This window comes from Palleronia marisminoris (genome assembly GCF_900172315.1).
In the GTDB taxonomy this organism is placed as follows: Bacteria; Pseudomonadota; Alphaproteobacteria; order Rhodobacterales; family Rhodobacteraceae; genus Palleronia; species Palleronia marisminoris.
In genome coordinates, this window is sequence record NZ_FWFV01000018.1 from 22,014 (window position 1) to 48,647 (window position 26,634).

The window sequence follows — 26,634 nt, forward strand, 5'->3', positions numbered from 1 at the left end:
TTTCGGAACCCTGACGTCGGGGAGACGCTTCAGCGGATCCACCGCGCTTGGTCCTTCTGCATCCCGCCCATGAGCATGCGACCGGCCGCCAGTCATGAGGATGGAGTGTCAGTGCCGGCACCGCGGCTGCCTGCCAGCAACCGAGGGGCCGGCCAAGGAGGTCAACTCCGCGCCGGGATGCACCTGCTGCGGGGCAATGGGCTAGGTCGACCTGCGGTTCGGCAGGTTTGTTTGAACGATGCCAACGTGCTGGACGGAAAGGTGCGTACGCAACTGACCTTCGTAGTCACGCTTCCCGATCGGCGTACCGTACGTGCGGAGGATGTCGTAGGCCGTGACGGCATGAAAATGGAAGTTCGGAAGGAGAAACGACAGGAAGAACGTCTCCGACGTGAAGGACGTCGGATCAGGGCCGACATGCGTTATCGCGATATCAAGAGCCTTGCCCGACCAAGCGTTCACCTCATCAGGCTCGAACGCCTCAAGTGCCGAGATCGACTGTGCGATCCGCGCCTGCAGGTCCGCAAACGGAACGACCTGTACCAGGCCCGGAGGCTGCCAGGTACCGGTCCGCATGGCTTCGATCCCATACACGGAGTAATTGTCCACGCATTCGATCTGAAACCAGAAGGGCGCCATGTCCGGGTAGAGGCGCGCCGTCACGAGATCGTTCGGATCGATGCCGGTCGCACCGCAATGATCTGCGGCCTTTTCGAGGAAGCCACCGACCGCACGTGCCGTCTGCAGAAATGTCGGAACGGCCATATCGTATAGCTTGGTCGCCATGCCTTGCCTGACTGAATGCTCGAACCGAGCCGCGCCATCACGTAATTTCCACAGCATACTCTTTCCCCGCACGCGGTCCAAGGCCATGCCGGCAATCCTCACCGAGCGGGATGAACGGGCGACGTGGCTCTTGGCCGGGTGGACGGAGGCAAATTGGCTGCAATGCCCGCTCTCCGATGGGCATGGTCTTCGTCAGACAGCACAGGTGAGCGGCGACCATCCGGCACGCAGCTTCCGGAACCCGGGTGGAGGTCTTGGGCTTTCGTATCAAAGCGGAGGGTGTCTCTTGGATCGACTACGTGTCACGAAAACTACCGTTCTCGTGGTTGAGGACGAGATCTTCATCGCCATGGACCTCCAAGCCACCCTCGAGGATGCGGGCTACTCCGTGCTTGGACCTGTCCCATCGATAGACGAAGCGTTGGACCTGCTGAAGAACAGTCGGCCGGACGTGGCCGTTCTGAACTACAGCTTGCGCGGCGAGACGATTGTTCCCGTCGCCGAGCGGCTTCACGAATTGTCGGTGCCCATGCTTCTCGCGTCTGGAGATTTCCCAAAGGACGCGCCGCTCGCCGATGTGTGCGAGGCCCTTGCGAACGCCCAGAGTCTCGGCAAGCCGTTGGACAGTCACACTCTGCTTGCCGCATTGGATCGTTTGAAGGCCGCCTGATCGGTGGAAGTGAAGCATGGACAGCTCATTGCGTCCCCCTTCGCCCGGCGCATCATTCGCAGGTGAAGCTACCCTCGGCGTTCTCGTGGTGAGGTTCAGCCGGATAGGGGCAAAGCGGGCGGACGGATCCGCGGATTTCCTCCGGAGCGGCCTCGTTATCCGCGCGGACCGCGGCGGTCACGTGTCCCGGCACTTCGCCCGCCTCGACCCAGTCGGTCAGCGCCGACAGGAGGTCGAACTCGTCGGCCGAGGCGCCGCCCTGTCCGTGGGGCATGCCGGGAACCGGGTATAACCGCACGAAGCCCCCGGCGTCGGGGTTGTTCTCCTGCAGCGCCTCGAACCAGTCGACCGTGTCGTTGAACGAGAACACCGGATCGGAGGTGCCGTGGAAGATGATCAGCTTCCCGCCAGCGTCCTGGAATTCGGTCAGCTCGGGCTCGTCCGCGTCCGGCGGGGTCATCAGCTCCATCGCGCTTTCGGGGAATGCGTCGGTTGTGGCGTCGATGTTGGGCGCATCCTCGTCGAAGTCGAACTCCACCAGGTATTGCTGCAGCGACTCCGGATCGCCCTCGACCGTCGTGGGCGGCGTGGTGAAGACCTGAGCGAGCGAGCCCGCACCCATCACCGCGATCAGCGGCTGATTGCCCCAAGGCGGGATCTGGCTTTCCAGCTTCCAGAAACGCCAGTCTTCGGTGGCGATACCGGTATCCCAGGGCCAGTCGCTGTATAGCTGCTCGCCTGCGCTGTTGGTCGGGCCGGCGTGGATGCGCTGGAGGGCGGCCACCTTCTCTTGCGGCAGGCAGGTCTCGGTGCCACCGTCGCAGATCAGCGTTTCGGGGTTGAAGGCCGACTGACATTCGATCGCGGCCGAGACGAGCCCGTCCTCGAGCCCGTCCAAGGCGTCACAAGCCGCGACGATGCCGTCGGCAACGATCTGCAGGTCTTCGCGACTGAACGCCTCTGGCAGAGTGTCGCCCACCGACAGGAATGTCTGAACGTCCCATGCGTGCTGGAGCGCCGCCCGCGGCAGATTGAACCCCGGATAGCCGGCGAGGATTCCGTCGAAGACCTCGGGCATCCGACGGGCCGCGACCATGCCGTGCCGCCCGCCGTTGGAGCGGCCGTAGCCGTAGACGAAGTCCGGCGCGCGCCCGTAATGCGCTTCGGTGAGATCCAACGCGACGGGGTGCAGCGCGGCAACGGCGCCGTAGCCGTACATGCGCCGCGCTTCGAATTCCAAGCCGAACACGTTCGATCCGGCCAGCCCTGCCCCGGGATTGGCCTCACCGTCGTGACCGGCATCGCTCGACACGACGGCGAAGCCGCGTTGCAGGGCCGAGTCGCCGTTGGGCACACCGACGCCCTGGCCAAGCGCGGGGACCACCTCGCCGTCATTGCCGCCGTTGAATTGATGCATGAAGCGCCCGGTCCACTCAGCCGGCAGTCTGAGCTCGAAGTTCAGCGCATAGGGGCGGCCATCCTCGCCTGTGCGCTCGGACATCGTCCCGCGAACGAGGCAGTGATCGACGGGGATCTCGTCGGTGGCGCGCGTTTCGGCCGCCTCGGTCACCGTGACGCCCTCCGGCGCGACACTTGCCAGCTCAGAACAGGGCGTCTGCGCCAGCGCGGGCGCAGCCAGCGCCAGAAACGGCAGCGCCGCGAGAATTCTGCAGTGGGTCATCGAGTGGCTCCTCCTGCAAGAATGTTTCCTGGGAAACTGTCTCGAGTCAATCGCGTCCTCTTGCCGAAGACACGGCGGCCGCTTCGTCCGATGAGGCCCTCCCAGCGAATTGATCTAGGCAGACGCCGAAAGGAGCTGGTTTCGTGCTGCCATTCTGATCGCAGGGGCGTGCTCCCATTCCACTGCTCCTCAGCTTCGCACCTGCACGCGATTCCTGCGATAGTTCGGCGTTCTACTGATCTCCGTCGGGGACACGCGCAGCAATCGCGTAGCGGTGTTCGGACCGACGAAGCAGGGATTTGCGCCAGCCGAACTGGCCGGCTTGGGCGCGGTGGATCCTGCCGAAGCGGGTATCGACCCGGATATCGGTGAAACCCGCTTCTGCCAGCAGCGCCGCGACCAGGTCCGCCCGGGCGCCGCCCGCGAAATGGACGCGGCTCAGAATGTCCTGATGACGGGTGGCCATGCCGTGAGACGCTGGCACCGGAGAGAAACGGGCCACGGCTCGGGCCAGCCAGCTACGCGTCACGAAGTCGCCGTCGACAAGAAGGAGCTGTCCACCCGGCGTCAGGACCCGCCGCCATTCAGCGAATGCCGCGGCTGGATCGACCAAGGTCCAGACGAGGTGTCGGGTCACCACCACGTCGAAACTCGCATCCGGCAGCATCGTGCGCTCCGCATCTGCCTGAAGGAACGCCACGTCGGGGGCCTTGGATCGGGCGCGGGCGAGCATCGGCTCGGACCAGTCGAGTCCGGTCACCTCGAACCCCAACTGCCGGCATAGCACAGCAATCTCGCCGGTCCCGGAGGCCAGATCGAGCAGCCTGCGCCCCTCTGCGGCTCCGAGATGGCGGCGGAACAGCGCCTGCCACGCCGACCGTTCGGCGCCATCGGTGATCTTGTGGCCCGGGTCGGAGTCGAAGTGTTCGGCGCGATCGGACCAGTAATCCCGGATTTCGTCGCGCAGATCGCGGTTCGGGCGCGGGGCGTTGTTCATATGGGGATCTCCGGGATGTCGCACCGGCTCATACAATCGTGGCTCCCAACGTCAATGAACATTGTTGACTAATTCTGTAAGTGAAAATATCCGGGGCTCGTTGCAGGATCTTGGAGATAGAAGATGAGCCTTCGTACGTTACTCGGGGCCTGTGTGCTTCTCGCAGGCAGTCCGGCACTTGCCGACATCACGGTGACGGACATCGCCGGACGCGAGGTTACCGTCGATGCGCCGGTAGAGCGCGTGATCCTCGGGGAAGGGCGGCAGATCTTCTTCGCCGCGGTACTGGATGGCGAGAACCCGTTCAAGCGCGTCGTCGGCTGGCGCGACGACCTGCGCGAGGCGTCGCCGGAAAGCTATGAGGCCTACGCGGAAAAGTTCCCCCAGATCGACCAGATCCCGACCTTCGGCGGCTTCAAGGACGGCACCTTCGACATCGAGCAGGCCGTGTCGCTCGATCCGGACGTCATGATCATGAATCTCGAGGCCAAGGCCGCGACGGACGAGGCCGGCTACGAAGAAAAGCTCGCCAAGGTGGGCATTCCGATCGTGTATGTCGACTTCCGCGAGAAGCCCTTCGAACATACCGCGCAGTCGATGGAGATCATCGGCCAGTTGTTCGGCGAGGAAGAGCGCGCGGCCGAATTCAACACCTACTTCCAGGAGCAGATCGCCCGCGTCGCCGACGTGATCGAGGCGCAGCCGGATCTGGAGCGGCCACTGGTCTTCGTCGAGCGCGCCGGCGGCTATACCGAGGATTGCTGCATGTCCTTCGGTGACGGCAACTTCGGTCGGATGGTGGAACTGGCTGGCGGGGAGAACATGGCAGCGCCCTTCATCCCCGGCACCTTCGGCACGGTGAACGCCGAGCAGATCATCGCGTCGGACCCGGATCAGGTGATCGTCACGGGCGGCAACTGGGAAGCCTACGTTCCCGGCGGCGACTGGGTCGGCGTCGGTCCCGGCGCAGACGAGGCCGAGGCCGTCGCCAAGCTGGAGGCGCTTATGCAGCGTCCGGGCTATACCGGAGTGACGGCCGTGGAAGATGGCGAGGTCCACGCGATCTGGCATCAGTTCTACAACAGCCCCTACAGCTTCGTTGCGGTGCAGCGCATCGCCACCTGGCTGCACCCGGATCTGTTCCCCGAACTCGACGCCGAAGAGACGCTGAAGGAACTGCACGAGCGCTTCCTGCCGGTGGACTACCGCCCGGGCTACTGGGTTTCCCTGAACTGAAGCACCGGGGTGGCCTTCGGGCCACCCTTCCGAGGAGCGCGTCATGGCCAGCCTGAGCACCGAAGCCCCCACGACCGCAATGGCCTATCGCGGCCTCGTCGTGCGGCGCGTCCTTCTTCTGGGGCTCCTGGCGGGGTTGCTGGTCCTGTCTGTGGCGGTCGATGTCTCGCTCGGCCCGGCCCGCTACGAGGTGCTGGACGTGCTGCGGACGATCTTCGCGCCGGGCAGCGCGGATGTGCAGATGCGGGTGGTGGTCTGGGACATCCGCATGCCGATGGCGGTCCTTGCCGTGACCGTGGGGGCGAGCCTGTCGCTGGCGGGCGCGCAGATGCAGACCATCCTCGCCAATCCCCTGGCGAGCCCCTTCACCCTCGGCCTGTCCGCGGCGGCGAGTTTCGGCGCCGCGCTGGCCATGGTTCTGGGGGTGGCGCTGTTCCCGGCCGTGATCGGCCTCATGGTGCCGATCAACGCCTTCCTCATGGCGATGGCGGCGGCGCTTTTGATCTTCGGCCTGTCGACCCTGCGCGGCGTGACGGTCGAGACGATCATTCTGCTGGGCATCGCGCTGGTGTTCACCTTCAACGCGGCGCTGGCGCTCTTGCAGTACTTCGCCTCAGAACAGGCACTGTCGGCCGTGGTTTTCTGGACGATGGGCAGCCTGACCAAGGCGACCTGGCCGAAGGTCGGCGTCACCGCGGTGATCCTTTTGATCTGCGTGCCGCTGTTCGCGCGGCGAGCCTGGGCCCTGACCGCGATCCGGCTGGGCGAGGCCCGCGCCGCCGCCATGGGCGTGCCGGTCCGGCGCCTGCGCCTCGAGGCGCTCTTCCTCGTCTCCCTTCTTGCAGCCGTTCCGGTTTCGTTCGTGGGCACGATCGGCTTCATCGGCATCGTCGGGCCGCACGTGGCGCGCCTGCTGCTGGGTGAGGATCAGCGGTTCTTCCTGCCCGGCGCGATGCTGGCGGGCGCGTTGATCCTTTCGGCGACATCGGTCCTGTCCAAGGCGCTGCTTCCCGGGGCGGTCCTGCCGATCGGGATCATCACGGCCCTGGTGGGCGTGCCGTTCTTCGCCGCTCTCATCCTGACGAAGGGACGAAAGGCATGGTAACGCTCGAACTCGATCAGGTCGGCGCGCGCTACGGGCGGCGCGCGATCCTGCAAGACGCGTCGACCCCGCCCATATCGGGCGGCGCGCTCACCGCGTTGGTCGGGCCCAATGCCGCCGGCAAATCGACCCTGTTCCGCCGCGTTGCCGGGCAATTGAGGGGCGCGGGATCCGTACGTCTGACGGGGGCGGAGCAGTCCGACCTGCGCTACATGCCGCAGGACACCGGGATGAATGCCGCGCTGACGGTCTATGAATCCATCATTCTCGCGTTGAAGCAGGGCGGCGGCGGATGGCGGCTGTCTGCCTCCGAACTGGCCGCCGTCGACCATGTGCTGGTACGGCTGGGGGTTACGGCGCTCGCCGACCGGCAGTTGCCCGAACTTTCCGGCGGACAGCGACAGGTGGTCTCGATCGCGCAGACGCTGGTGGGGCGACCCGGCGTGGTTCTGATGGACGAACCGACCTCCGCTCTCGATCTCTATCGCCAATACGAAGTGCTGGAGGCGCTACGGTCCTATGCCGAGGAGACCGGCGCAGTGATGGTCCTCGCGCTGCACGACCTCAACCAGGTCATGCGATGCTGCACTACGACCATCGCATTGTTCGAGGGACGCATCCTCGCGACCGGCCCGACATTGGACGTTCTGCGCCCCGATCTGATCCGCCGTCTCTACGGCATCGACAGCAGGGTGGAACACTGTTCGCGCGGATGCCCGATGATGATTGTCGACGGGCCGACAAGTCGTGTGCGTTCGGTTGCATAGACTCCCCGCATCTGAGTAGGCCGTGTAGACCCTGTTCCACCTAGGTGGCCGCCGAGAAAGGTGATGCCGTGCCAGCGGGTCGGCTCGTATTGGCGGGCAAGGCGGCGACTTGCCGACGCCCGCAACACAAAGGAAACGGACGGCACAGGTAACCAAAGGCTATTTCGCCGATACCCATTGGCATTACCCAAGCCTCTTGTTGCCCTCGGCTCTGTTGCACGGAACCCCGGAAGGCTGGATCCCCCTTGCTCTAGTCGGCTCAGCCGACGGGTTCTGTGACGGGTATGCCGAGGGGAGTGAAGCAATTCAGGATAGCGATGCGGACCCGGAACTCGGCAATCTGACTATCGAAGTTTCGGGCCACGAGTTTCCGGCCGAGTGTCTTCATGCAGTTCATCTTTGACGCGGCTTGCCCCGCCATGCTTGCGCGCGTGCCATTCGCCCTCACTGCGCAGATTGATGCCCGTGCTGTCCACGAGCAGGTGCAACGGTTCCTCCGAACCGTGGCAGGGTATCTGCACGACCAACGTTCTTTGCCGACGGCATAGCGTCGAGAAGTCCGGAACCGGCCAATCAAGGCCCGCCAGCTTCAGCAGGCTCGCGACAAAGCCGGTCGTCTGGCGAAGCGGCAGGCCGAACAGGGCCTTGCTCGTCTGGCAGGCCTGGATCGAGGCGTCGCTGTAGCCCGCTGGCCACCCTGCTTGCCTGATGGGGGCGTGCCATGGCGTCGACGGGTCGAACCAGACCGTCAGCGATCGACGCTCACGCGGCGACGTGTTGTAAGCGGACCAGTTCAGGGTGCGGTAGCGGCTCGGGGCAGGCTTGGACATGCCGCACAATTATGCCGTTGAACGCGCGAAGTGAAACCCGGGAACGCTTCGTGCAATGAGGCCCCTCCGACACTAGGATGAAAGAATAGCTGAGACGGCGCGACAGATCACGGAGCTTGCAGGGCTCGCGCACTGGCTGCGCCTGGTGGCGCAGGGCAACAAGGACGTCGGCCGTCCGCTCGACATCCAGGACGCGATCGGCCAGCACCACATGACGGTGATCCTAGAGTAGTTGCAGGTCAGGAACCGCACCGAGGCGGCGCCAATGGCGCACGATCGCTGGCGCTCCTGACCCGCAGGCCTTCAGCGGAAGGCGACCGAGAGGCGTTCCAGGTCGGCCTCGGTGGCCGGCCGCTCAACGACGGTGCGGTTCAGCGCGTCCTTGAGTTCGTAGCGCCCGGCTTCGATCTCCTCCTTCCAGCCGTCGGAATACATGACCTCCCATTTGGTGCCCTCCCGCTCCGCCTTCGTCACGATCCCGCCGCCACTGCGATCGGTATCCGGCCGGGGGCTTGCGCCCGCGTACTGTGCGACGTCCGCCGCGGTAGCGAGACGTTCCTCAACAGTTCGACCGCTGGCATCCTTGCGTTCGAACCAGCCGCCTTCGATCTCGATGCGGCTGCCGTCCTGGAGGGTCACCTCGAAGCCTTCCGAGTCGTGACGGTCTCTGCCGTGGTCGTCGCCACCGCGCCCGCGCCCGCGACCGCGCCCTCGACCTTGGCCTGAGTCGTCGTCCTGGCGGACATCATCGCCGCCGCGTCCACGGCCACGATCATCGTCCCGGCCATCGTCGTCGCGCCCGGAGCCGCCATTGTCGTCCCGACCGCTGTCGTCGTCCCGCTCGCTGCCGCGGTCATCGTCATCCCGTCCGTCCTTGGCGAAGGCCATGGCCGGCGTCAGCGAGAACCCATCGCTGCTGAAGCGAACGTCCACAGGGACGGCCGCAAACATACCTGCGAGCGCGGTACCCATAAGTGTAATGCGAAGTGAACCTGTACGTGTCATTTTCTGTCTCCAATCACGGGTTGCCGAGGGGCAACCCTTCCTCTCGATAAGGCCACGAAAACGCGCCGCTGCAATCGGACCTATGTCGGAGGATCAGACCGGCCCAAGGTCCGGGCAAGGCCTGCGGCCTCGTCAGTGGGGTCTTTCGACTCTTGATCCGCGCCATTCCCAGCGAGTTCGACGATGGCCCGACCCTCTTCGAGGCAATGCCGGTAGGGATCGGCTCAAACGCGACATAGGTAACGGCATTTCGAAGGCGGAATAGCGCGAACGCTGCATGAGCCGGCGTCCGCGCACGGACCGAGAAAGGCGGCGAACCTCCTCCGTCCAGCTGCATCCGACCGTCAAAGCGTCCCTAGTAGACACCCGGATCAGGTTGGAAAGGTCACGACATGGTGAAACCGCGTCAATGAGGATCACCTCTGCCATATTGGTCGCCACCCCTGTCCTCGTGCAAGTTGGAGAAGCTCCGAAGGCCGCGCCTCCGGGTGAACCCTGTGTGAAGAAGTTCATCCCGGTTCTCGGCACGTTTTCGGTCGATGCCGGCACTTTGCTTGCCGGGTCGTTCGTGGCTTATGGTCAGGACGAAGAGCTTCCAAGCATTACGCCGTTGAAGCACTCAGAAACTGCACTGCCTATGAAAGGCCCCGCGTTTCGTGAACTGCGGCCCTGTCAGTAGCCATACCGCACCGCCGACCGCCAGATGATTCCAAACCGTGCGCAGTGGATACCGCGCGTGGCGCAACTGCATCCGCGCGGGATTGATGGCGATCCGGGCGATTTCACGTGGAATACCGCTCCCGTCGTTCGAACATCGCGCTCCTGGTCGACGCGACGAGAAAGGCTTCGTGAACGACCTGTCAGGCCTCAGCATCGCTTGGCATGATGCCACGGGTGACGCGGAACAGGCGCGGGTTCATCAGGCGGATCAAGATCTCAGCTCCGTTTGCGGGCGCCCGCAACAAGTTGTGCCTCGGTGGCCACGGGCAATGATGTTGGCAAATGCGCCGTGTGTAGCATAGAAGGCGATCAATAGAGTCCACGAGCCCATTTCGGCATTCGGGAAGGACCCTGATGGAAACAAGGCAACGAAGCGAAGTTCCCGGACACGTAGCCAAGACGCCCGGGCAGGCTCCCCGTCATGCGAGACAAGGACCCAGTTCCTCGAGACGTTCGAGCGGCGCTGAATGGCGTACGAACCCACTTCGATCCCTGCATCATCGCGACGCCGCCGGCTGGTGAAACGCGCGAGTCAATTTTGGAGCCGCTTGTCGCTTGCCGCGCAGTTTGCGATTGCGGGCGGCATTGTGCTGTTTGCGTCGGCCCTGCTGATCGGCGCATGGCTTACGGCGCGGATCGAGGAGAGCGTGGTCAGGAACACCGCGAATGGCACCGCGCTCTACATGGAAAGCTTCATCACGCCGATCAGCCAGCAGCTTGCGACACAGGACGAGCTGTCGCCCGGCGCGCGGCGGGCGCTGGAAGAGATTTTCACCAACACGCCGTTGGGAGAACGGGTTGTCTCCTACAAAATCTGGAAGCCTGGCGGGCTCGTCATCGAGGCATCCAACCCGGAGATCGTCGGCCGCCGCTTCGAGCCCACAGAAAATCTGCAGGCTGCCTGGGAAGGCGAGGTGCGGGCGGATTTCGAGGAGCTGGGCGATCTTGAGGACCGCGAAGAGCAGGCCCTCGGCGCACCGCTTCTCGAAATTTACAGCCCGATCCGAGAGTTATGGTCGGGCGAGATCATAGCGGTGGGCGAGTTCTACGAGGTGAATTACGAATTGAAAGCGGACCTCGAGGCCGCGCGCCGGCAGGCATGGCTCACTGTCGGCGGCGTCGTACTCGGTCTTGGGACTGTGCTCAGCGCGATCGTTCTCGGTGGCAGCCGCACCATCGAGAGACAGAGGCGTGATCTTGATGCGCGGCTGGCGGAGGTGGAGGAGCTGGCCGACCGCAACCGGGACCTGCGGCTGCGTGTTCAGGCCGCCGCCGCCCGAGCCGCGGCCGCGACCGAGCGGACGCTGCGCGGCATCGGCGCCGACCTGCATGACGGACCGGCGCAGTATCTCGCTTATGCGGCGCTCCGCCTCGACGGTCTAGGCAAGGCGCTGCCCGACCGGAGAGCGGGGGACGAGTTCGAGATGGTCCAGGACTCGGTGGCGCAGGCGATGCGAGAAGTGCGGGCGATCTCTCGTGGTCTTTCGCCGCCCGATGTCGAGGGCCGTTCGCTGCCCGAGATCGTCAGAGGCGTGGTGGATACCCACTCGGTGCGCACCGGTCATCCCGTTGCACTCACATTGACCTCAAGGCCTGTACCGAAGCTCAACCAGGCCGAGAGCATCTGTGTCTTCCGCTTCGTACAGGAGGGTCTTAACAATGGGAGCCGGCACGCAGACGGTGCGGGTCTCGAAGTGGAGGTCGAAGGCGATGCAACGGCCGTCACACTGTCGGTTCGCGATCGCGGCCCCGGTTTGACAGATCTGCCGTTCAAGGCCGGAGGGCTGGGCCTCGAAGGCCTGCGCGACCGCGTCGAAAGCCTCGGCGGCACCTTCAGCGCACGCGCTCAGGCAGGAGGCGGCACCCAATTGACGATGTCTCTCGAAACGGCAGGAAGAGAATGAAGATCCGGGTGCTGGTCGTGGACGACCATCCGCTGTTCCGGGATGGCGTGTCTCGCAGCCTGTCGGAGGACGGCCGTTTCGAGGTCGTGGGTACGGCCAGCAGTGCCGACGAGGCAGTCGTTCTCGCGGACTCGCTCGCTCCGGACATCGTGCTTCTCGATCTGTCCATGCCGGGCGGCGGCCTCGCCGCGCTCCGCCGCATAGCCGGCCGGGCCGGGGCGCCCCGGGTCATCATCCTCACCGTTTCCGAGGAAGACGACGACGTGATGCAGGCGCTGAAAGCGGGAGCTGCGGGTTACGTCCTCAAGGGCGTCGGCGCCGAAGAATTGTGCGGGATCGTCGCCGACTTGGCAGGGGGGCGGAGCTATGTGGCGCCGGCGCTGGCGATGAGTGTACTTTCCGCGATGAACGAGCCGCCGGGGCAGGGCAAACCCGCGACACTTATCGACACGCTCAGCAAGCGGGAGGAGGATATTCTGCGCCTCGTTGCGCAAGGCAAGAGCAACAAGGAGGTCGGCCGGGCGCTCGACATCCAGGAGAAGACGGTCAAGCACTACATGACCACTATCCTCGAGAAGTTGCAGGTCAGGAACCGCACCGAGGCGGCGCTGTTGGCGCGCGATCACTGGCGCTCCTGACCCGCAGGCGCTTGGTGGAAGACCACCGAACGGCGTTTCGCTTCGGCCTGAGCGAGCCGGCGCTCAACGATGTGCGGGTATGCTCAACCGGAACTATCGGCTCTTCCGCGAGGAAGGGCTGACAATGCGTAAGCGAAAGGCCCGGCGCTAAGCCGTCAGAACGCGGACGCCGCTCTTGGTCGAGGCGCGGCTCAATGCGCGTTGGTCACTGGACTTCGTCCATGACCAGTTCGCCAGCGGCCAGCGCGCGGGTGCTCAACGTGGTCGACGACGTCACCCGAGAGTGCCTCGCCTCGATCTGCTATGCATCGATCTCGGGGCGCAGGTTAGCGCGTGAACCAACCGCCCTTATCGAGCGCCGCGGCAAGCTTGGAGTGATCGTCCGCGACAATGGGCGGAACCGACCTCTAACGCCATCCTGCGGTAGTGTTCCGAGCACAGGTTCGCATGGCATTGCATCGCCCCGGACAAGGCGATGCAGAACGGCTTCGTGGAAAGTCTCAACGGGCGTATGCGGGACGAGCTGCTCAACGAGCCCATGTTCCGGAACTTGGCTCACGCCCGTGTCGTGATCGCGGCCGCCGACTACAACATTGAACGCCCGCATCCCGCCTTGGACTAGCGAATCCCGGCTGACCATGCGCGACCGCCAACCACCGCAATCGCCCGCCCCGCAATGCGAGATGATAACTCCGCGCGTCAGGCGATTGCTCGACCTGCGCCGATCGCCGTAAACACCGACCGGGCTCCGGTCGCGGCTGGATGGAAGACCCGTGGTAGGTCAGCTCGCCCGATTCCCGAAACCAAGTCATTCGCGCTTTCGCGACGGCAAGTGGCGGTGCTGTCAGGCGAACCCCTCGGCGAAAGCGGCGGCGCGGTTCACCTTGAAGTTGACTTGGCTTGAGAGGCTTCGGTCCAGGTTGAAACGGTTCGAGACAGACGCGTGAAGGACGGCGAACTCCTGTAGACTTCGCATCCGCGGGAACCGCTCCATGGCCCGCTCTCTTCGTCGGAACGGCAGGTAGGAGTTTCCAGCGGTCATTCAGCCACCGATCGGTTTCCTGCCGATCCGCCACCGCGAGATCTTTCAGGGCCACACCGTAGGAGCGAAGCTTGTCCGTCACGAAGACGTCTGCACGGCCATGCTTCTTCATTGCTTTCTCGAGGACTTCCAACGCGACCCTCTTGTCCCGCCGCTTCGTGACGAAACCTTCCAGGACCTCGCCCTCATGATCGATCGCCCGCCAGAGGTAGTGCTGCTCTCCGATGATCTTCATGAACATTCCGTCGAGATGCCACAGCCAGCGTCTCGACTTCATTCCCTCGATCCGGCGCTTGCTCCCGCGAACGTTGATCCAAAGCGCTGCCACCAGAAAGGCACAGTCTCGTGGCTGACATCGATGCTGTGCTCGTGCAGCAGATCTTCGACGTTCCGAAGCGACAGCGGGAAGTGGACGTACAACATGACGACCAGGATGGTCTCGGGCGATGTCTTGAAGTAGCGGAAGGGGCTGCGCTCGCTCATGAGCAGGGCTACGGCGACGCCCTGCCCCGCTCACGGCATTTTGCTCTGACATCACCGGGCGCAGGCCTCTTCCCGGGGCATGTTGCGATCAAAGCGAAACTGCCTCCAGAAGGCTTTCGCGTTTTATCTCGCCCTTGGCGGCAATGTAACTGACCTGCCCGCCAGTCAACACCGAGACCCGGTCAGCAAGCCCCACGGCGAAGTCGAAATATTGCTCCACCAGAACGATCGCGATCTCTCCCTCATCGCGCAGGGTCGAAATGACATGACCGATCTCCTTGATGATCGACGGCTGAATGCCCTCGGTCGGCTCGTCCAGAAGGAGGACACGGGGTCTGGTGACCAAGGCGCGGGCAATTGCCAACTGCTGCTGCTGTCCGCCGGACAGATCGCCGCCACGGCGGTTGCGCATCTGCGCCAGAACCGGGAACAGGTCGTAGATCCGGTCGGGCACCGATCGTGCGCCGCGGCCGAGGCAGGCAAAGCCGGTCTGCAGATTCTCGGTCACGCTCATCAGCGGGAACACTTCGCGCCCCTGCGGCACATAGGCGATGCCCGCCCGCGCGGCCTGAACCGCATCGGGATGCCCCAGATCCTGACTATTCACGACGATCCGCCCCTCACGAAAGGGATGGCGCCCAGCGATCGCCTTCAGCAACGAGGTCTTGCCCACCCCGTTCATCCCCATTACCGCCGTCACCTCGCCGGCGCGCGCCGAAAGGTCCACGCCATGCAACACCTGGCTTTGCCCATAGCGCAGCGTCAGTCCCTGAACATCCAGCATCATTCAGCGCCCCAGATAGACATCGATCACGTCCCGGTTCTTGGTCACGTGGTCCAGCGAGCCCTCGGCCAGAACCCGACCCTCGTGCAGGACCGTCACCTTGCAATCGAGGCGGCGGACGAACTCCATGTCATGCTCGACCACGATCACCGCGCGCGTCTTCGCCAGTCGCTTCAACAGGTCGGCCGTGTGGCCGCGCTCGGCCGGAGTCATGCCGGCGGCGGGCTCGTCCACCAACAGCAGGCGCGGCTCCTGCGCCAGAAGCATCCCGATCTCGAGCCACTGCTTCTGGCCGTGGCTTAACTCGCCGGCCTTGCGCATCAGGTGATCGGCAAGCGAGATCTCGTCCGCCAGTTCGGCGATGCGGCCGGCGTTGTCGGCGCGGCGAAACAGCACCCGGAACGGGTCGCGCCGGGCCTTCAGCGCCATGGCGAGGTTCTCGCGCACGGTCTGATCCTCGAACACCGTCGGCTTCTGGAACTTCCGCCCGATACCGGCCCGCGCGATGGCGCTTTCGCTCATGCCGATGAGGTCGCGGTTATCCTCGCCCCAGACGACTCGGCCGGAATCGGGTCGGGTCTTGCCCGTGACGATGTCCATGAAGGTTGTCTTGCCCGCCCCGTTCGGTCCGATGATCGCCCGCAACTCGGGCTCGCCCATGCTCAGCGACAGGCTGTTGATGGCACGGAACCCGTCGAAGGTCACCGAGATGCCGTCCACTTCCAGAAGCGTCATTCCGCGCCCTCCTCGGCCCGCTTGGCCCCCTTGTCGGGGCCGTAGTCACCCTGCCGGTCGGGCCTGCGCCGATCCGCGATCAGGTCGACCAGCCCGCCGATCCCTTTCGGCGCGAACAGCGTGACCGCGACGAAGCTGAGCCCCAGAAGCACCAGCCACCAATCCGTCCATTGCAGGCTGTAGCCGCCCAGCGCGATTGCGGGCGCGCCGCCGCCGGTAAACCAGCTTGAAAGCAGCGAGACGAACGCGGCGCCGATCACTGCGCCGTAGAGCCGCCCGCGCCCACCGATGGCAACCCAGACCGCGAGGTAGATCGACGCGATCGGCGCGATCTCGTTCGGGTTGATGATGCCGGCCTGCGGGTAGTAGAGCGCGCCGGCGATCCCCGTGACAACGGCCGTCAGGACGAAGGCGAAGAGCTTGAAGCTTTCGACATGGTAGCCGAGGAACCGAACCCGCGCCTCGTCGTCCCGCACCGCCCGCAGGACCGACCCCATCCGTCCCGAAACCACCCAGGCGAAGAGCAAATAGCCCAGCGCCAGCGCCACGGCAGAGGCCCAGAAGAACCCCAGGCTCAGCGCCGCCTGCGAGGTGTTCTCGAACCCGGGGATGTTCTGCAGTCCCGACAGGCCGTTATTGCCCCGAAGGCCGCTGTCGTTCTGGAAGAGGTACAGCGCCAGCGCCAGCGTCATCGCCTGGGTCAGGATCGACAGGTAGACCCCGGTTACCCGGCTGCGGAACGCGAGCCACCCGAAGACAAGCGCCAGCATGCCCGGCACCAGCACCACCATCATCAGCTGCAGGAACAAGCTGTCCGCGAACATCCAGATCAGCGGGAAGTCCGACGACCCGACCACCCCGAAGATCTGGCTGCCGATGGCGTCACGAAGCTCGCCCGGCGTAGGCGGCAGCGGCTGGGACGCGAGACTTTGGACCACCAGCCCCTCGGTCCGGGCATACATCAGCCACATGCCGATCGCGTAGCCCCCAAGGCCGAAGAAGGCCATGTGCCCGAGGCTCAGGATGCCGGTATAGCCCCACACCACGTCCATTGCGACGGCGGCGAGGCAGAGGCACAGCGTTTTGCCCAACGTCTTCACGAACGAGGTCGAGATCGCCCCCTGCTCGGCCAGCACGGTGACGGTGACCGCGAAGACGGCGAGCGCGGCAAGGAACCCGAAGGTCGAGGTCTGGCGCACCGGCGGCGTCCGGTGCGGCAGGGTCATGGTGGCATCGGTCATGGCGCGGGCCTTTCGATGGTGCGCATGGCCGTCACGCTTCGGCCGCGCGGCCGCGCAGGGCGACGATGCCCCTCGGCCGGAACTGAATGAAGATGATGATGAAGAGGATCATGTAGGTCTGCGCGGCCAACGTGTTCGAGGGGTTCATGCTCTCGATCGACTTCTGCAGCACGCCGATCAGCCCTGCCCCGGCAAGCGTGCCCCAGACATTGCCGACGCCGCCGACGACGACCGTCATGAAGCTCTGCACGATGTAGTTGGCGCCCATTTCCGAGGTCACCTGCGCGTAAAGCCCGATGGCCACGCCGGCGATTCCCGCGATGCCCGACCCCAGCCCGAAGGTCGCCATGTTGATCTTGTCGGGGTCGATCCCCATCGAGGCCGCCATACCCCGGTTCTGCGTGACCGCGCGAACCTCCAGCCCCAGTCGTGTGCGCCGCAGGATGAACAGCAGAAGCGCCAGGAACAGTCCGGCAAGGACGAAGATCGCGATGCGGATATAGCTGATCGCCACCAGCTCGTTGAACACCAGTTGCCCGCTCAGCCAGTCGGGCGCTGTCAACGGGCGCGCCTGCGTGCCGAAGATGTTCTTGGCAAGCTGCTGCAGCGCGATTGATATGCCGAAGGTCGCCAGCAGCGTCTCGAGCGGACGATGATAGAGATGGCGGATCACCAGACGCTCCATCGCGATTCCGGCCGCGCCCGCAACCACGAAAGCCAGCGGCAGCGCGATGATCAGCGACAGCGTGTAGTCCGGAACGATCTGCTGGACGACATAGCCGGTATAGGCGCCCATCATGATGAACTCGCCATGGGCCATGTTGATGACCCCCATGACGCCGAAGGTGATGGCCAGCCCGATCGCGGCGAGGAAGTAGATCGAGGCCAGCGACAGCGCGTCGAGCGCCAGATCCGCCGTCTTGTTCAGCGACACCTGCGTATCGACGGATCGAAGCGTTGCACGGGCGGCGTCGGTGACGAGCGGGTCATCCTCGTCGTAGACGGCGTAGAAAACGTGCGACTCCAGCGCGGCGTCGATCTGTTCGTCGGGCACGAAGGGCGGGACGGTGCCGGCCTCGGCCAGGCGTTCGTAGGCATCGCGGCGCGCGGCGTCGGTGTTCATTTCGGCCACCGGGACGCCGGCGATCGCGCCGTCCTCGATATTGGCGATCAGCGCGTCGCGGATGGCAGCGGGAGAGACTGGCGCGGGGGCCAGCCCCTCGTCCACCAGCCGACCGTAGGCTTCGGCGCGGGTGATCTCGTCACCCGGCGTATAGACCTGCGCCACGTTCCCGTCGGGCTCGCCGGTGCCGATTTGGTCGGAGGTGGTCAGAACCTGGCTCAACGCCGCCCGCGCGTCGGGGGTGATGCGGCCGCTCAGGCGCTCGATCGCGGTGATGCGCGCCTCGGTCGTGTCGCCGTAGCGGGCCGTCAGAATGTTCAGAAGCCGCTCCTTGTCAGCGCGGATCACCTCGTCCTCCTCGTCCTCGACAGAGGCGGCGAGGGGCGCGATCTGGTCCGCGTCGGGCTGCCGGGCGATGGCGTCGAGCGCGGCGCGGCGGTTCGCCGGCGCCGGGTCTGACAGCTGGAAGCGCACGAGGGCCGCAGCGATCTCGCGCCGGACGCCGCCATTCGGGCGCACCTCGGTCAGTGCCGGGGCCGCGACGGTGCTCTCGGCCCCGGTATCGAGGTCGCGGATGGTGGCCTGTCCGTCAGCATCATCCACCAGCGCATAGAACCGGCCGTCCTCGGCGTTCAGCACGATCTCGCGGTCCTGCCAATGCGTCAGGAACACCGGCACCACGGGCATCTCCGCGGCAATCAGATCCTCGATGACCACGCCGACCGTCTGGCGGCCGGGGTTCTCGACCTCTTCGGTGTGAAGCTGGAGGATCGTCTGAAGGTCCTGCGCGCGACCGGGGGTCGGAAGCAGGGTCAGGACCCCGAGGGCGAGGATCAGGATGCGGAGCATGGGCGCCTGCGGACGTGAGGGGATGTGGAACGGGCGCCGTCCGATGCGGCGCCCGCAGGTCTTCAGTAGTTCGAGGTCTGCTGGACGCAGGTCTCGGTCTCGGTGTTGTACATGCCGCAATCGAGCTCCTGCCAATCCGAGGTCAGCTTGGCCGAGTCGGGTAGGAAGTCCGTCCAGGCGTCGCCCGCGACGGGATCGGTCTGGCTGATGATGTCGAACTGGCCGTCCTCGCGGATTTCGCCGATCAGCACGGGCTTCGACAGGTGGTGGTTCGCGTTCATCACCGCGGTACCGCCGGTCAGGTTCGGGTGCTCCTGCCCCCACATCGCCTCGCGCACCGCGTCCACATCGGTGGTGCCGGCCTGTTCGACGGCGTTCACCCACATGTTGAAGCCGATGTAATGGGCCTCCATCGGGTCGTTCGTCACGCGGTCCTCGTTGCCGATGAACTCGTGCCAGGCGGCGATGAACTCTTCGTTCGCGGGCGTGTCGGCGGACATGAAGTAGTTCCACGCGGCGAGGTGTCCGACGAGGTTCGAGGTGTCGAGGCCCGACAGCTCTTCCTCACCGACCGAGAAGGCGACGACGGGAATGTCATCGGCGCTGACGTCCTGCGCAGCCAGTTCCTTGTAGAAGCCCACGTTGGCGTCACCGTTGATGGTCGAGATCACGCCGACCTGCGATCCGTCCGATCCGTGCTCGATCACGTCCGACACGATCGTGGACCAGTCCGAATGGCCGAAGGGGGTGTAGTTGACGAAGATATCCTCTGCCGCGATGCCCTTGTCCTTGAGGTACTGCTCTAGGATCTGGTTCGTGGTGCGCGGATAGACGTAGTCGGTGCCCAGAAGGGCGAATTTCTCGACGCCCAGCTCGTCGATGAAATAGTCCACCGCCGGGATCGCCTGCTGGTTGGGCGCGGCACCGGTGTAGAACACGTTCTTCGAGGATTCCTCGCCCTCGTACTGGACGGGGTAGAACATCAGGCCGTTCAGTTCTTCCAGCACCGGCAGGACCGACTTGCGGCTGACGCTGGTCCAGCTGCCGAAGATCACGTCGACGTCGTTCACGGTCAGAAGCTCGCGCGCCTTTTCGGCGAACAGCGGCCAGTCCGAGGCCGGATCGACCACGACGGGTTCGATCTGGCAGCCCAGAAGGCCGCCATCCTCGTTTTGCTGCTCGATGAGCATCAGCATGGCGTCCTTCAGCGTCGTCTCGGAGATGGCCATGGTGCCGGACAGCGAATGGAGGACGCCGACCTTGATCGGGCAGTCAGCCTCTTGTGCTGCGGCGGGCAGCGCCAGCGCGGCAAGAGCGGTGGAGAGGAGCGTGCTTCGGACGGACATCATGTTCCCTCGGATCGGCGCGGGGAACGGCGCGGCACGTTAGGCACGGCCGAGACAGTTGCCCCCGGGCAGGTTAAGCAGGTGCGGCGTCACGCTCGCTTTGGAGGCCTGGCGCTGCCGCACGGGTTCGGCCGGGTCTTTGACCGGCTTGGGCAAAGACTTCCTTCAAGGCGACGCAGTCGTCATCCTCTCACCTACCCCCCCGTGGTGATTCATCGGCATACGCCTGACATCGCAGCACGGAAAAGGTGCATCAGCGTAAATCCTGTGCGATCCGGAAAAGAGACAAGACCAGTCCGGTCGATCAACCCGCGACCAGCGCCGATCGACCAGCAACGGCAACGTCTTGTGAGCGGGGCATTGGCCGGGGCATTGGCGCCCACATTCTCGTCTCGGGCTCGGCGGCCGCAGCCTTCGAACCGGCGACCTCTTTGCTGGCACACGCGGTCTGTGCCTGCTCAAAGCCGCACAACGGGCCGTGCCGAGGAACTAGGGGAACAAAGAATACACCGAGCTTACTCCGAAATCGCCGTGGGCAGCCCCATTGCCGGTGACCACGCCCATGCCGCTCGGATCGCCACACGTCTGCCGCGCTGCGCGCCTCATCTTACTCATGCTACAATATCGCCGACCGACAGATCGAAGGCCTGCTCGAACGAGCCTGCCGCCCGCCCTTGTTCGGTTTCCGCCAGAAACCAATCCGCCGACAGTTCCCTCAACAGCCTGAACCGAAGCCGCACGGAATCGACCTCGGGGTCGGCGTGTTGCGCACCATAGTGCGCCACAACAGATAACCGCGACATTCGCGGCACTTCGGGTCGGCGTTGGTGCAGAACTCTCTTGCCATCGTTTCACGTCGCAAATCCATCCGGTTAGACGGTCGCATGAGCAAGCTGGCCTGCCCCCATCGGGTGGTCCGGTTTCAGTCTTGGTGCATGACGGGAGCCGGTGCCACGGCGGGCGCCGACGGGGGAGAAGTCCGGTTCCGCTTTGACGGCCAATAGATGGCCTCCGGCGCAGGCGGCCGGTAGCCCAGGGACGAGTGGGGCCGCGCTGTATCGTAATGGACGCGCCATGCCTCGATCACGACGCGAGCCTCAGCGAGGGAGTGGAAGATCTCGCCATCCAGCAGCTCGTCCGCTGCCCGGGAGGCGATTGCGGAGCAATCTGCCGAGAGGGGCGAAGCTTCGAGTTGAAGCTTTCGCGGTAGCCGTTCTCCCAGGGACGACCGGGCTCGATGAACGCCGTCTTTGCTCTGACGGCAGCGATCCAGTTCCGAACAGCCTTGGCGATGAACTCCGGGCCGTCACCCGAGCGAACATGACCAGGCACACCTCGCAAGATGAACAGGTCGGTCGAGGCACGTCGATCACCGCAGTCGAGTTCAGCTTCCGGTCGATCCTGATCGCACTCGCCATCGACCTCGGACCGATGGCGGACAATGGCTCGCAACTCCTGGGTGAACGCGTCGATCACGTTGAGCATGCGGAACTTTCTTCGATCATGGGTCCGGCTCTCGACGAAGTCGCAGGATCCCACTGCCCGGCAGGCGATTGCAGAGCAATCTGCCGAGAGGGGGACGTGGTTCGGCCGCTCCGGCCGCAGACGAATGCACGACCCGTCGTTCAGCCAGAGCCGAGCCTCGGGCCAGGTTCGGCTGGCGGAGAGGAAGTCCGCCACTTGCGGACTTCTTGGCATACTATCACACTGTTTTATATGATATTTTACAGTTCTGACCAGCCACTCAGGTAGCACAATGTGTAGCACTTTTGGCGGACTTGGTGCAAACTTACGAACTGCGCCACGGTATGGGTTCTCACCCAACGTTCCGCGCCTCACCAGCCGTCAAAGTCGCCGCTCATGATCGTACGATGACCGACGGAGAGTAGCCCTTCTGCGGCATTCCCATATGGCGCGGCGTCGACTCTGCTGCAGGCGCGGACGGCGACATCCGCACATGTGTCATAACCAGCATCGGCAACCATCGGGTGCTGAGCCTCGTCTATGGCCCACGAGCCCATCAAGGGTAGCGGATCCCGCTGCGCCCAGCCAGCCAGCGATGCAGGGCCGCGACGACCTGCGCGCCCTCGCCGATGGCCGCGCCAACCCGCTTGACAGATCCGGCGCGAATATCTCACGCCGGGGATCGAGGTCTGGAGGGTGATGTCGGCAGCGGGTGGGTCGTGCGGCCAGGACTGGTGTGTCTCAATGAAACCTGCGGCGTCCCGCGCGACGCCACAGGATTGCAGCCAGCCGGATGCGGGGTCGGCGCCCGCGAAGACGAACAGGTGCCGCAGGGCGATGGCGCCCGTGTCGCCGTCGTCGCGCTTGCGCCAGCGAATCCCCGCGAGGGCGGCCTCGCCGAACAGGGCCACGACATCTGTGCTGGTCATCACCTCGACATTGCCAGCCGCGGCGATGCGGTCGACCAGGTAGCGCGACATCGACTGCGCCAGCGCCGGGCCGCGCACGAACATGCGGACCTTTCGGACATGCGCCGCCAGGTGAACCACGGCCTGACCGGCCGAATTGCCGCCGCCGATCACGGCGACCTCCTCGCCCGCACAGAGCCTGATCTCGGCCGCCGCGGCCCAGTACCAGACGCCCGCCCCCTCGTATCTCGCCAGGTCCGGGATGCCGGGCCGCCGATATTCGGCCCCGCTCGCGACCACAACTGACCGTGTCAGGAGGGGCGACGCCTCGTCTTCGAGAGACAGCTCCAGCAGGCCATCGGTGCGATCGCAGCCGAGGTTCGTCACGCGCGCGGGGATCATCATGTCGGCGCCGAACCTCTGCGCCTGGACGCTCGCGCGAGCGACGAGGGCGCCGCCCGAAATGCCGCTCGGGAAGCCCAGGTAGTTCTCGATCCGCATGCTCGCCCCGGCCTGCCCCCCGTAGGAACGGGCGTCCAGTACGGCTACCGACAGCCCCTCGGATGCGGCGTAGACGGCGGTGGCAAGCCCTGCCGGGCCTGCTCCCACGATCGTAACATCGAAGACCTTCTCCGCACCCTCCGGGCGCCCCATTCCAAGGCTGCGGGCAAGAAAGGCCGGCGTCGGTGCAATGAGCACGACGCCGTCCGGGCAAACGACGAGCGGCCCCTCCGCATCTTGCTCGTGTCGGGCGACCAGCGCCGCGGCTTCGGGCGAGGTTGCGGGATCGAGGATGTGATGCGGGATCGCGTTGCGGCGCAGGAACTCGCCGAGCGTGGCCATGCCGCGGCTATCGGGATTGCCGACGAGGACCGGCCCCGCCGCGCCGCCTTCCATCAGCCCGACCTTGCGCAGGATCAGCGCCCGCACGACGCGTTCGCCCAAGTCCGCCTCGGCGACCAGTCTCACATTATTTTGCGCCATATTCCTTTGAGCAGTGGGCAATCTAAGTCGAGTATTGGCTGGGCAAACATGTAGTTCCGCCCGGAAGGAGACCCGACATGACTTTTATCGCCTCCCGTCGCACGGTCATCGCAGGCGCTGCGGCGGCGACCGCAGCACTTGCAGCACCGGCCATATTTAGTCCGGCCCGCGCACAAGAGTTGCAGCCCACCCCCACGATGCGGGGCGGGGCCAACAACTATCGCCCCGGTGCGCCGATCGTCGAACGCATCGGCGGCGGCGGTTTCAGAATGTCCGGCACTGTGCGCCGCGCCGGCTACGGAGCGCCGATCGAAGGAGCGCGCATCCAGATCTGGGCCCACACGACGGAAGCGTACGAGAGCGACCCCGAAAGCCACGGCGCCACGCTAACGGACGCCACCGGGGCGTTCCAGATGGACATGCCGCAGATCGTGCCCGCTTTCGGTCAGCCACACGGTCATCTAGCCTATGACGCCGAGTACGCCGGCGGGTCCTTCCGGACCGTGTTCCTGCGTCCGGTAATGTCGTCGGCCAGCAACACGAGCCTCGAGGCTCATTTCGTACTCGCCGAGGCTTGACCCGTGCCCTCGCGATCCTGGCATGGGGCGCTGTGGCGATCTTCGTCGGGGTGCCGGTCATAGTCGCGGCCCTGAGCCCGCTGCATGCCTACCGCTCGCCCTCCTACGTCGCGGCCAGCCTAACGGGGGTACTGGGGTTGGGGGTGCTACTGATCCAGCCGCTTCTGATGACCAACTGGCTGGCGGGCGTGTCGCTTGCAAGGTTGCGTCGCTGGCACCAACGCAGCGGCGCGGTCTTGGTCGTTCTCGTCGCGATTCACTTGGGCGGCTTGCTGATCGCGAGCCCGCCGGACGCTATCGATGCCTTGCTCCTGCGCTCTCCGACGCCTTTTTCGGTCTGGGGCGTGACAGCCATGTGGGCGTTGGTGTTGAGCGCGCTCCTAGTGACGCTGCGGCGGAAGATGCGGCTCAACCCAACTACATGGAGTGCGATCCATAACGGGCTTGCCTTGGTGGTCGTCTTGGGCACCGTGATCCACGCGATACAGATCGAAGGCACGATGGGCACGTTCAGCAAGTGGGCGCTTTGCCTAGCGGTATTGACCGCCTCGGTGGCTGCCGTGGTCCGTGCCCAGTTTCGAACCTTCTTCCGCTGGAAGCCATGATTGACCGGGTAGGCAACTGTTCCTGAACTCGGCATTTCCTCTCATGCCGCCGACGCGGCGGATGTCTGTTTCGACATACGTCAGCAGAGTGGCATCAGGTTCGATCAATTCGCCGGCCTTGGCTGCGTGCGCGACAACGCGAGCGCGTGTCAGAGGGCATAAAGGCTCGAAGCGGAATTGCAGTGACGCAGCAGGTCGAGCATTCACCCCAGCACGGAGCCCGTCACGCCCGGCCCTGACCTGTCGTTCGCGGACCGTTCACACGCTGCGGCGCAGCTTTCGCATTGCTGCCATTCATGCATGGCGCAGCAGTATTACAGGTTCGATGACGGCAGCGCGGACAAAGCCGCCGGTCGTTGCCGGAGCCTCTGGCGCTGATCGGTCGAAGCCGAGGAGGGCGCATCACACGCGTTTCAATCAATATGCGGGTTGGATGCCTCGAACTCCGCTTCGGTCTTTCGCAGGTGATCGCCTTCCAAGCGGACCGAAGCCATTGACTTGTCGGTGTAGATCTCAGAGCGCAGCGGCCAGTCATGGGCGGCATCAAACAATCCGGGCATCAGATCGTATTCCGCTGCTTGATCATCCGTGTTTCGCATCCAGAGATGCGTTCCGCACGTGCCGCAAAAGGCGCGTTCAGCAAACGGGGAAGATTGAAAGCGCCTGACCGGACCTTTCACTGTAACGGCTTCGGCGGCGGCCGTGAATGCGAGGAAGACCCCGCCGGACCATCGTTGGCACATGCGGCAGTGGCATGCGCCCGGCTGTGCGTCGTGCTCGCCATCGACGTTCACCGTGACTTCGCCACAAAGGCAGCGGCCTGCTAATTTCGTTGTAATACTCACTTTCATTCCTCGTGGATCAAGCTGCTGCTGTCCGTTCATACTTCGCTGTCTGTCCGGCTTCCGGATAGAACCTACCATAACAGCCTTAGACGGCAACGGCGGCTCAGCGGACGGAGCGGCGTTGAGGTGTCGGCCGCCTTCGCGCCCGAACGACTATCTGGAAGCAATGCTAGAGCGCAGACAGAAACTTCAAACAGCGCTCCCGACATTGTTCGCTAGCCGCCTCTGAGAAGTCTGCCAATGCCGGATCCAGAAAATAATGCCCGACATTGTCGTAGCGGTAGACCTCTAATCGCGCCCCAGGATTTTCCGCCTGCCAATCCTCAAATACTTCTTCCTCGTCGAAGGGTTCGGGTCGAGCAGCATGAAGTTGAACCGGGGTGCCGGCCACATCATTGGGCCAGGGGCCCGGTCCGGAGATGAACAGAATGCCCTTCGCATCGAGTCTTTGCTGCCAAGCCCGTGCGGCCATGCCAGCGCCCATTGAGACGCCCGCCAGGACAACTCCATCCTGTGCCTGCTCAGCTGCCTTGATGGCACGATCCGCCGCAACCTGTAGTCCAATCTCCTTGAGGATGACAAACCCTTCGTCATACGTGCCCGCTTGACGGCCTTTGAAGAGATCGGGAGTGACGACGTTGTGGCCCGCATTGCGCCACTGGTCGGCGAGATCAAGTTCCACTTGCCGAAGGCCCAGGACAGAATGGTAGAGCAGAATATCAGCCATTGCACAGATCCATCGGATATGTTCCATCTCTGTTCTGGCGCGTTCAAAGTGCTAACGTCAAGGTCTGCTGTATTCGAAGCGAAGCTTCGTTACCGCGTGGCCTGAGAGGCAGCACGTAGAATAGCGAGCTGTCTGGAGTTCCTCGGACTCGATGCGATTCATTCCCGATGACCCAGAACCGATCTTCCGCCTCCGCAGGCGGGGCTCGCCGCCCAAGATCAACCCGAAGAACGGGTCGATCCAGCTGCGCTACGAGGGGATCGACACGCTTGAGAAGTCAGCGATCACGCCTTTCTCCTCAGACGCAACGGCCTCCAACCTGGAGTTGGCAGCAACCGAGGGCGGAACGACGAACGCACCGGGATACATCTACTCGAACCAGATCGGACCGCACGGGCGACCCATCGCCTTCGTGTTCGCCGGAGAGGCACCGGGAAAGACCGGCGACGAAACATTGAACCGCCCCGGCTTTACCGGAGAGCGTTTCGTTCAACGGGTCAGGCGACCTTATCGCGGGGTTGGGGCTGTTCAAGATGTCGTCTCTCAGCCTCTGCCGGCGGCATGTAACCTAGCGAGCTCAGGAG

23 protein-coding genes and 4 pseudogenes are annotated in these 26,634 nt (G+C 64.5%); 11 read left to right on the forward strand and 16 right to left on the reverse strand.

Annotated elements, in window-relative coordinates; translation table 11 throughout:
* Positions 1-201 precede the first annotated feature (201 nt).
* Positions 202-873 (reverse strand): DUF1993 domain-containing protein, encoded by a 672-nt coding sequence (locus PAM7066_RS17755; RefSeq protein WP_217640005.1) that lies wholly within the window; start codon positions 871-873, stop codon positions 202-204.
* Positions 874-1,108: 235 nt separating this feature from the next.
* On the opposite strand from PAM7066_RS17755, the gene PAM7066_RS19100 reads away from it, so the two are divergent.
* On the forward strand, positions 1,109-1,456 hold the full coding sequence (locus tag PAM7066_RS19100) for a response regulator (protein ID WP_175484730.1): 348 nt from the start codon (positions 1,109-1,111) through the stop codon (positions 1,454-1,456).
* 52 nt (positions 1,457-1,508) lie between these two features.
* On the opposite strand, the gene PAM7066_RS17765 is transcribed toward PAM7066_RS19100, so the two are convergent.
* Together PAM7066_RS17765 and PAM7066_RS17770 are read right to left on the reverse strand one after the other, a co-directional pair.
* Positions 1,509-3,137, reverse strand: a complete 1,629-nt coding sequence (locus PAM7066_RS17765; protein WP_085855566.1) for a tannase/feruloyl esterase family alpha/beta hydrolase — start codon at positions 3,135-3,137, stop codon at positions 1,509-1,511.
* Between the two features lie 232 nt (positions 3,138-3,369).
* On the reverse strand, positions 3,370-4,134 hold the full coding sequence (locus PAM7066_RS17770) for a class I SAM-dependent methyltransferase (RefSeq protein ID WP_085855567.1): 765 nt from the start codon (positions 4,132-4,134) through the stop codon (positions 3,370-3,372).
* A 123-nt stretch (positions 4,135-4,257) separates the two neighbouring features.
* Here PAM7066_RS17770 and PAM7066_RS17775 point away from each other — a divergent pair, with 123 nt between their 5' ends.
* The 3 genes from PAM7066_RS17775 to PAM7066_RS17785 are packed head-to-tail and all read left to right on the forward strand — an operon-like array spanning position 4,258 to position 7,239.
* Positions 4,258-5,370, forward strand: a complete 1,113-nt coding sequence (locus PAM7066_RS17775; protein WP_085855568.1) for an ABC transporter substrate-binding protein — start codon at positions 4,258-4,260, stop codon at positions 5,368-5,370.
* A gap of 43 nt (positions 5,371-5,413) precedes the next feature.
* The gene (locus tag PAM7066_RS17780) at positions 5,414-6,475 is read left to right on the forward strand and encodes a FecCD family ABC transporter permease (RefSeq protein WP_085855569.1); all 1,062 of its coding nucleotides are present in this window, start codon (positions 5,414-5,416) and stop codon (positions 6,473-6,475) included.
* Entirely contained in the window at positions 6,469-7,239 is a 771-nt protein-coding gene (locus tag PAM7066_RS17785; RefSeq protein WP_085855570.1) for an ABC transporter ATP-binding protein, read from the forward strand. The genes PAM7066_RS17780 and PAM7066_RS17785 overlap by 7 nt, the downstream gene beginning before the upstream one ends.
* A 404-nt stretch (positions 7,240-7,643) precedes the next feature.
* Here PAM7066_RS17785 and PAM7066_RS17790 read toward each other — a convergent pair.
* A pseudogene (locus PAM7066_RS17790) lies at positions 7,644-8,069 on the reverse strand (transposase); the annotation flags it as partial.
* A 303-nt stretch (positions 8,070-8,372) separates the two neighbouring features.
* On the reverse strand, positions 8,373-9,041 hold the full coding sequence (locus PAM7066_RS19445) for a hypothetical protein (RefSeq protein WP_245749761.1): 669 nt from the start codon (positions 9,039-9,041) through the stop codon (positions 8,373-8,375).
* 532 nt (positions 9,042-9,573) lie between these two features.
* Here PAM7066_RS19445 and PAM7066_RS18745 point away from each other — a divergent pair.
* The 4 genes and pseudogenes from PAM7066_RS18745 to PAM7066_RS17815 all read left to right on the forward strand — a co-directional run.
* The gene (locus PAM7066_RS18745; protein ID WP_139215051.1) at positions 9,574-9,753 is read left to right on the forward strand and encodes a hypothetical protein; all 180 of its coding nucleotides are present in this window, start codon (positions 9,574-9,576) and stop codon (positions 9,751-9,753) included.
* 508 nt (positions 9,754-10,261) lie between these two features.
* Positions 10,262-11,698, forward strand: coding sequence for a sensor histidine kinase (locus PAM7066_RS17805; protein ID WP_090929534.1), 1,437 nt, complete (start codon positions 10,262-10,264; stop codon positions 11,696-11,698).
* Entirely contained in the window at positions 11,695-12,336 is a 642-nt protein-coding gene (locus tag PAM7066_RS17810) for a response regulator (protein WP_085855573.1), read from the forward strand. Before PAM7066_RS17805 ends, PAM7066_RS17810 begins: the two co-directional genes overlap by 4 nt.
* 82 nt (positions 12,337-12,418) lie before the next feature.
* A pseudogene (locus PAM7066_RS17815) lies at positions 12,419-13,099 on the forward strand (integrase core domain-containing protein); the annotation flags it as partial.
* A gap of 81 nt (positions 13,100-13,180) precedes the next feature.
* On the opposite strand, the pseudogene PAM7066_RS17820 reads toward PAM7066_RS17815, so the two are convergent.
* The 9 genes and pseudogenes from PAM7066_RS17820 to PAM7066_RS17860 all read right to left on the reverse strand — a co-directional run bounded on the left by PAM7066_RS17820 (position 13,181) and on the right by PAM7066_RS17860 (position 23,280).
* Positions 13,181-13,861, reverse strand: a pseudogene (locus tag PAM7066_RS17820) (IS6 family transposase).
* A gap of 88 nt (positions 13,862-13,949) precedes the next feature.
* Positions 13,950-14,645 carry an urea ABC transporter ATP-binding subunit UrtE gene (gene urtE, locus PAM7066_RS17825; RefSeq protein ID WP_085855584.1) on the reverse strand — a complete coding sequence of 232 codons (696 nt, stop codon included), beginning with the start codon at positions 14,643-14,645 and terminating at the stop codon, positions 13,950-13,952.
* Positions 14,646-14,648: 3 nt separating this feature from the next.
* A complete protein-coding gene (gene urtD, locus PAM7066_RS17830) occupies positions 14,649-15,380 on the reverse strand; it encodes an urea ABC transporter ATP-binding protein UrtD (protein ID WP_085855574.1) in 732 nt (243 codons plus the stop codon).
* Positions 15,377-16,606, reverse strand: coding sequence for an urea ABC transporter permease subunit UrtC (gene urtC / locus PAM7066_RS17835; protein WP_175484733.1), 1,230 nt, complete (start codon positions 16,604-16,606; stop codon positions 15,377-15,379). The genes urtD and urtC overlap by 4 nt, the downstream gene beginning before the upstream one ends.
* A 46-nt stretch (positions 16,607-16,652) precedes the next feature.
* Positions 16,653-18,593 (reverse strand): urea ABC transporter permease subunit UrtB, encoded by a 1,941-nt coding sequence (gene urtB, locus PAM7066_RS17840; protein WP_085855576.1) that lies wholly within the window; start codon positions 18,591-18,593, stop codon positions 16,653-16,655.
* 62 nt (positions 18,594-18,655) lie between these two features.
* Positions 18,656-19,939 carry an urea ABC transporter substrate-binding protein gene (urtA, locus tag PAM7066_RS17845; RefSeq protein WP_085855585.1) on the reverse strand — a complete coding sequence of 428 codons (1,284 nt, stop codon included), beginning with the start codon at positions 19,937-19,939 and terminating at the stop codon, positions 18,656-18,658.
* Between the two features lie 611 nt (positions 19,940-20,550).
* Positions 20,551-20,742, reverse strand: coding sequence for a hypothetical protein (locus tag PAM7066_RS17850; RefSeq protein WP_085855577.1), 192 nt, complete (start codon positions 20,740-20,742; stop codon positions 20,551-20,553).
* 119 nt (positions 20,743-20,861) lie between these two features.
* A pseudogene (locus PAM7066_RS17855) lies at positions 20,862-21,583 on the reverse strand (integrase core domain-containing protein); the annotation flags it as partial.
* Between the two features lie 191 nt (positions 21,584-21,774).
* The gene (locus PAM7066_RS17860; RefSeq protein WP_175484731.1) at positions 21,775-23,280 is read right to left on the reverse strand and encodes an NAD(P)/FAD-dependent oxidoreductase; all 1,506 of its coding nucleotides are present in this window, start codon (positions 23,278-23,280) and stop codon (positions 21,775-21,777) included.
* 92 nt (positions 23,281-23,372) lie between these two features.
* On the opposite strand from PAM7066_RS17860, the gene PAM7066_RS17865 reads away from it, so the two are divergent.
* The gene (locus tag PAM7066_RS17865; protein WP_085855579.1) at positions 23,373-23,873 is read left to right on the forward strand and encodes a peptidase associated/transthyretin-like domain-containing protein; all 501 of its coding nucleotides are present in this window, start codon (positions 23,373-23,375) and stop codon (positions 23,871-23,873) included.
* The gene (locus PAM7066_RS17870; RefSeq protein WP_085855580.1) at positions 23,870-24,478 is read left to right on the forward strand and encodes a ferric reductase-like transmembrane domain-containing protein; all 609 of its coding nucleotides are present in this window, start codon (positions 23,870-23,872) and stop codon (positions 24,476-24,478) included. The genes PAM7066_RS17865 and PAM7066_RS17870 overlap by 4 nt, the downstream gene beginning before the upstream one ends.
* A 413-nt stretch (positions 24,479-24,891) precedes the next feature.
* On the opposite strand, the gene PAM7066_RS17875 is transcribed toward PAM7066_RS17870, so the two are convergent.
* Together PAM7066_RS17875 and PAM7066_RS17880 are read right to left on the reverse strand one after the other, a co-directional pair.
* Positions 24,892-25,362: a GFA family protein gene (locus PAM7066_RS17875; protein ID WP_245749762.1), complete on the reverse strand. Its 471-nt coding sequence runs from the start codon at positions 25,360-25,362 to the stop codon at positions 24,892-24,894.
* Positions 25,363-25,492: 130 nt separating this feature from the next.
* A complete protein-coding gene (locus tag PAM7066_RS17880; protein ID WP_175484732.1) occupies positions 25,493-26,050 on the reverse strand; it encodes a dienelactone hydrolase family protein in 558 nt (185 codons plus the stop codon).
* Between the two features lie 151 nt (positions 26,051-26,201).
* On the opposite strand from PAM7066_RS17880, the gene PAM7066_RS18750 reads away from it, so the two are divergent.
* Positions 26,202-26,634, forward strand: a 433-nt coding sequence (locus PAM7066_RS18750) for a hypothetical protein (RefSeq protein ID WP_217808394.1), incomplete at its 3' end; no start/stop codon positions are given.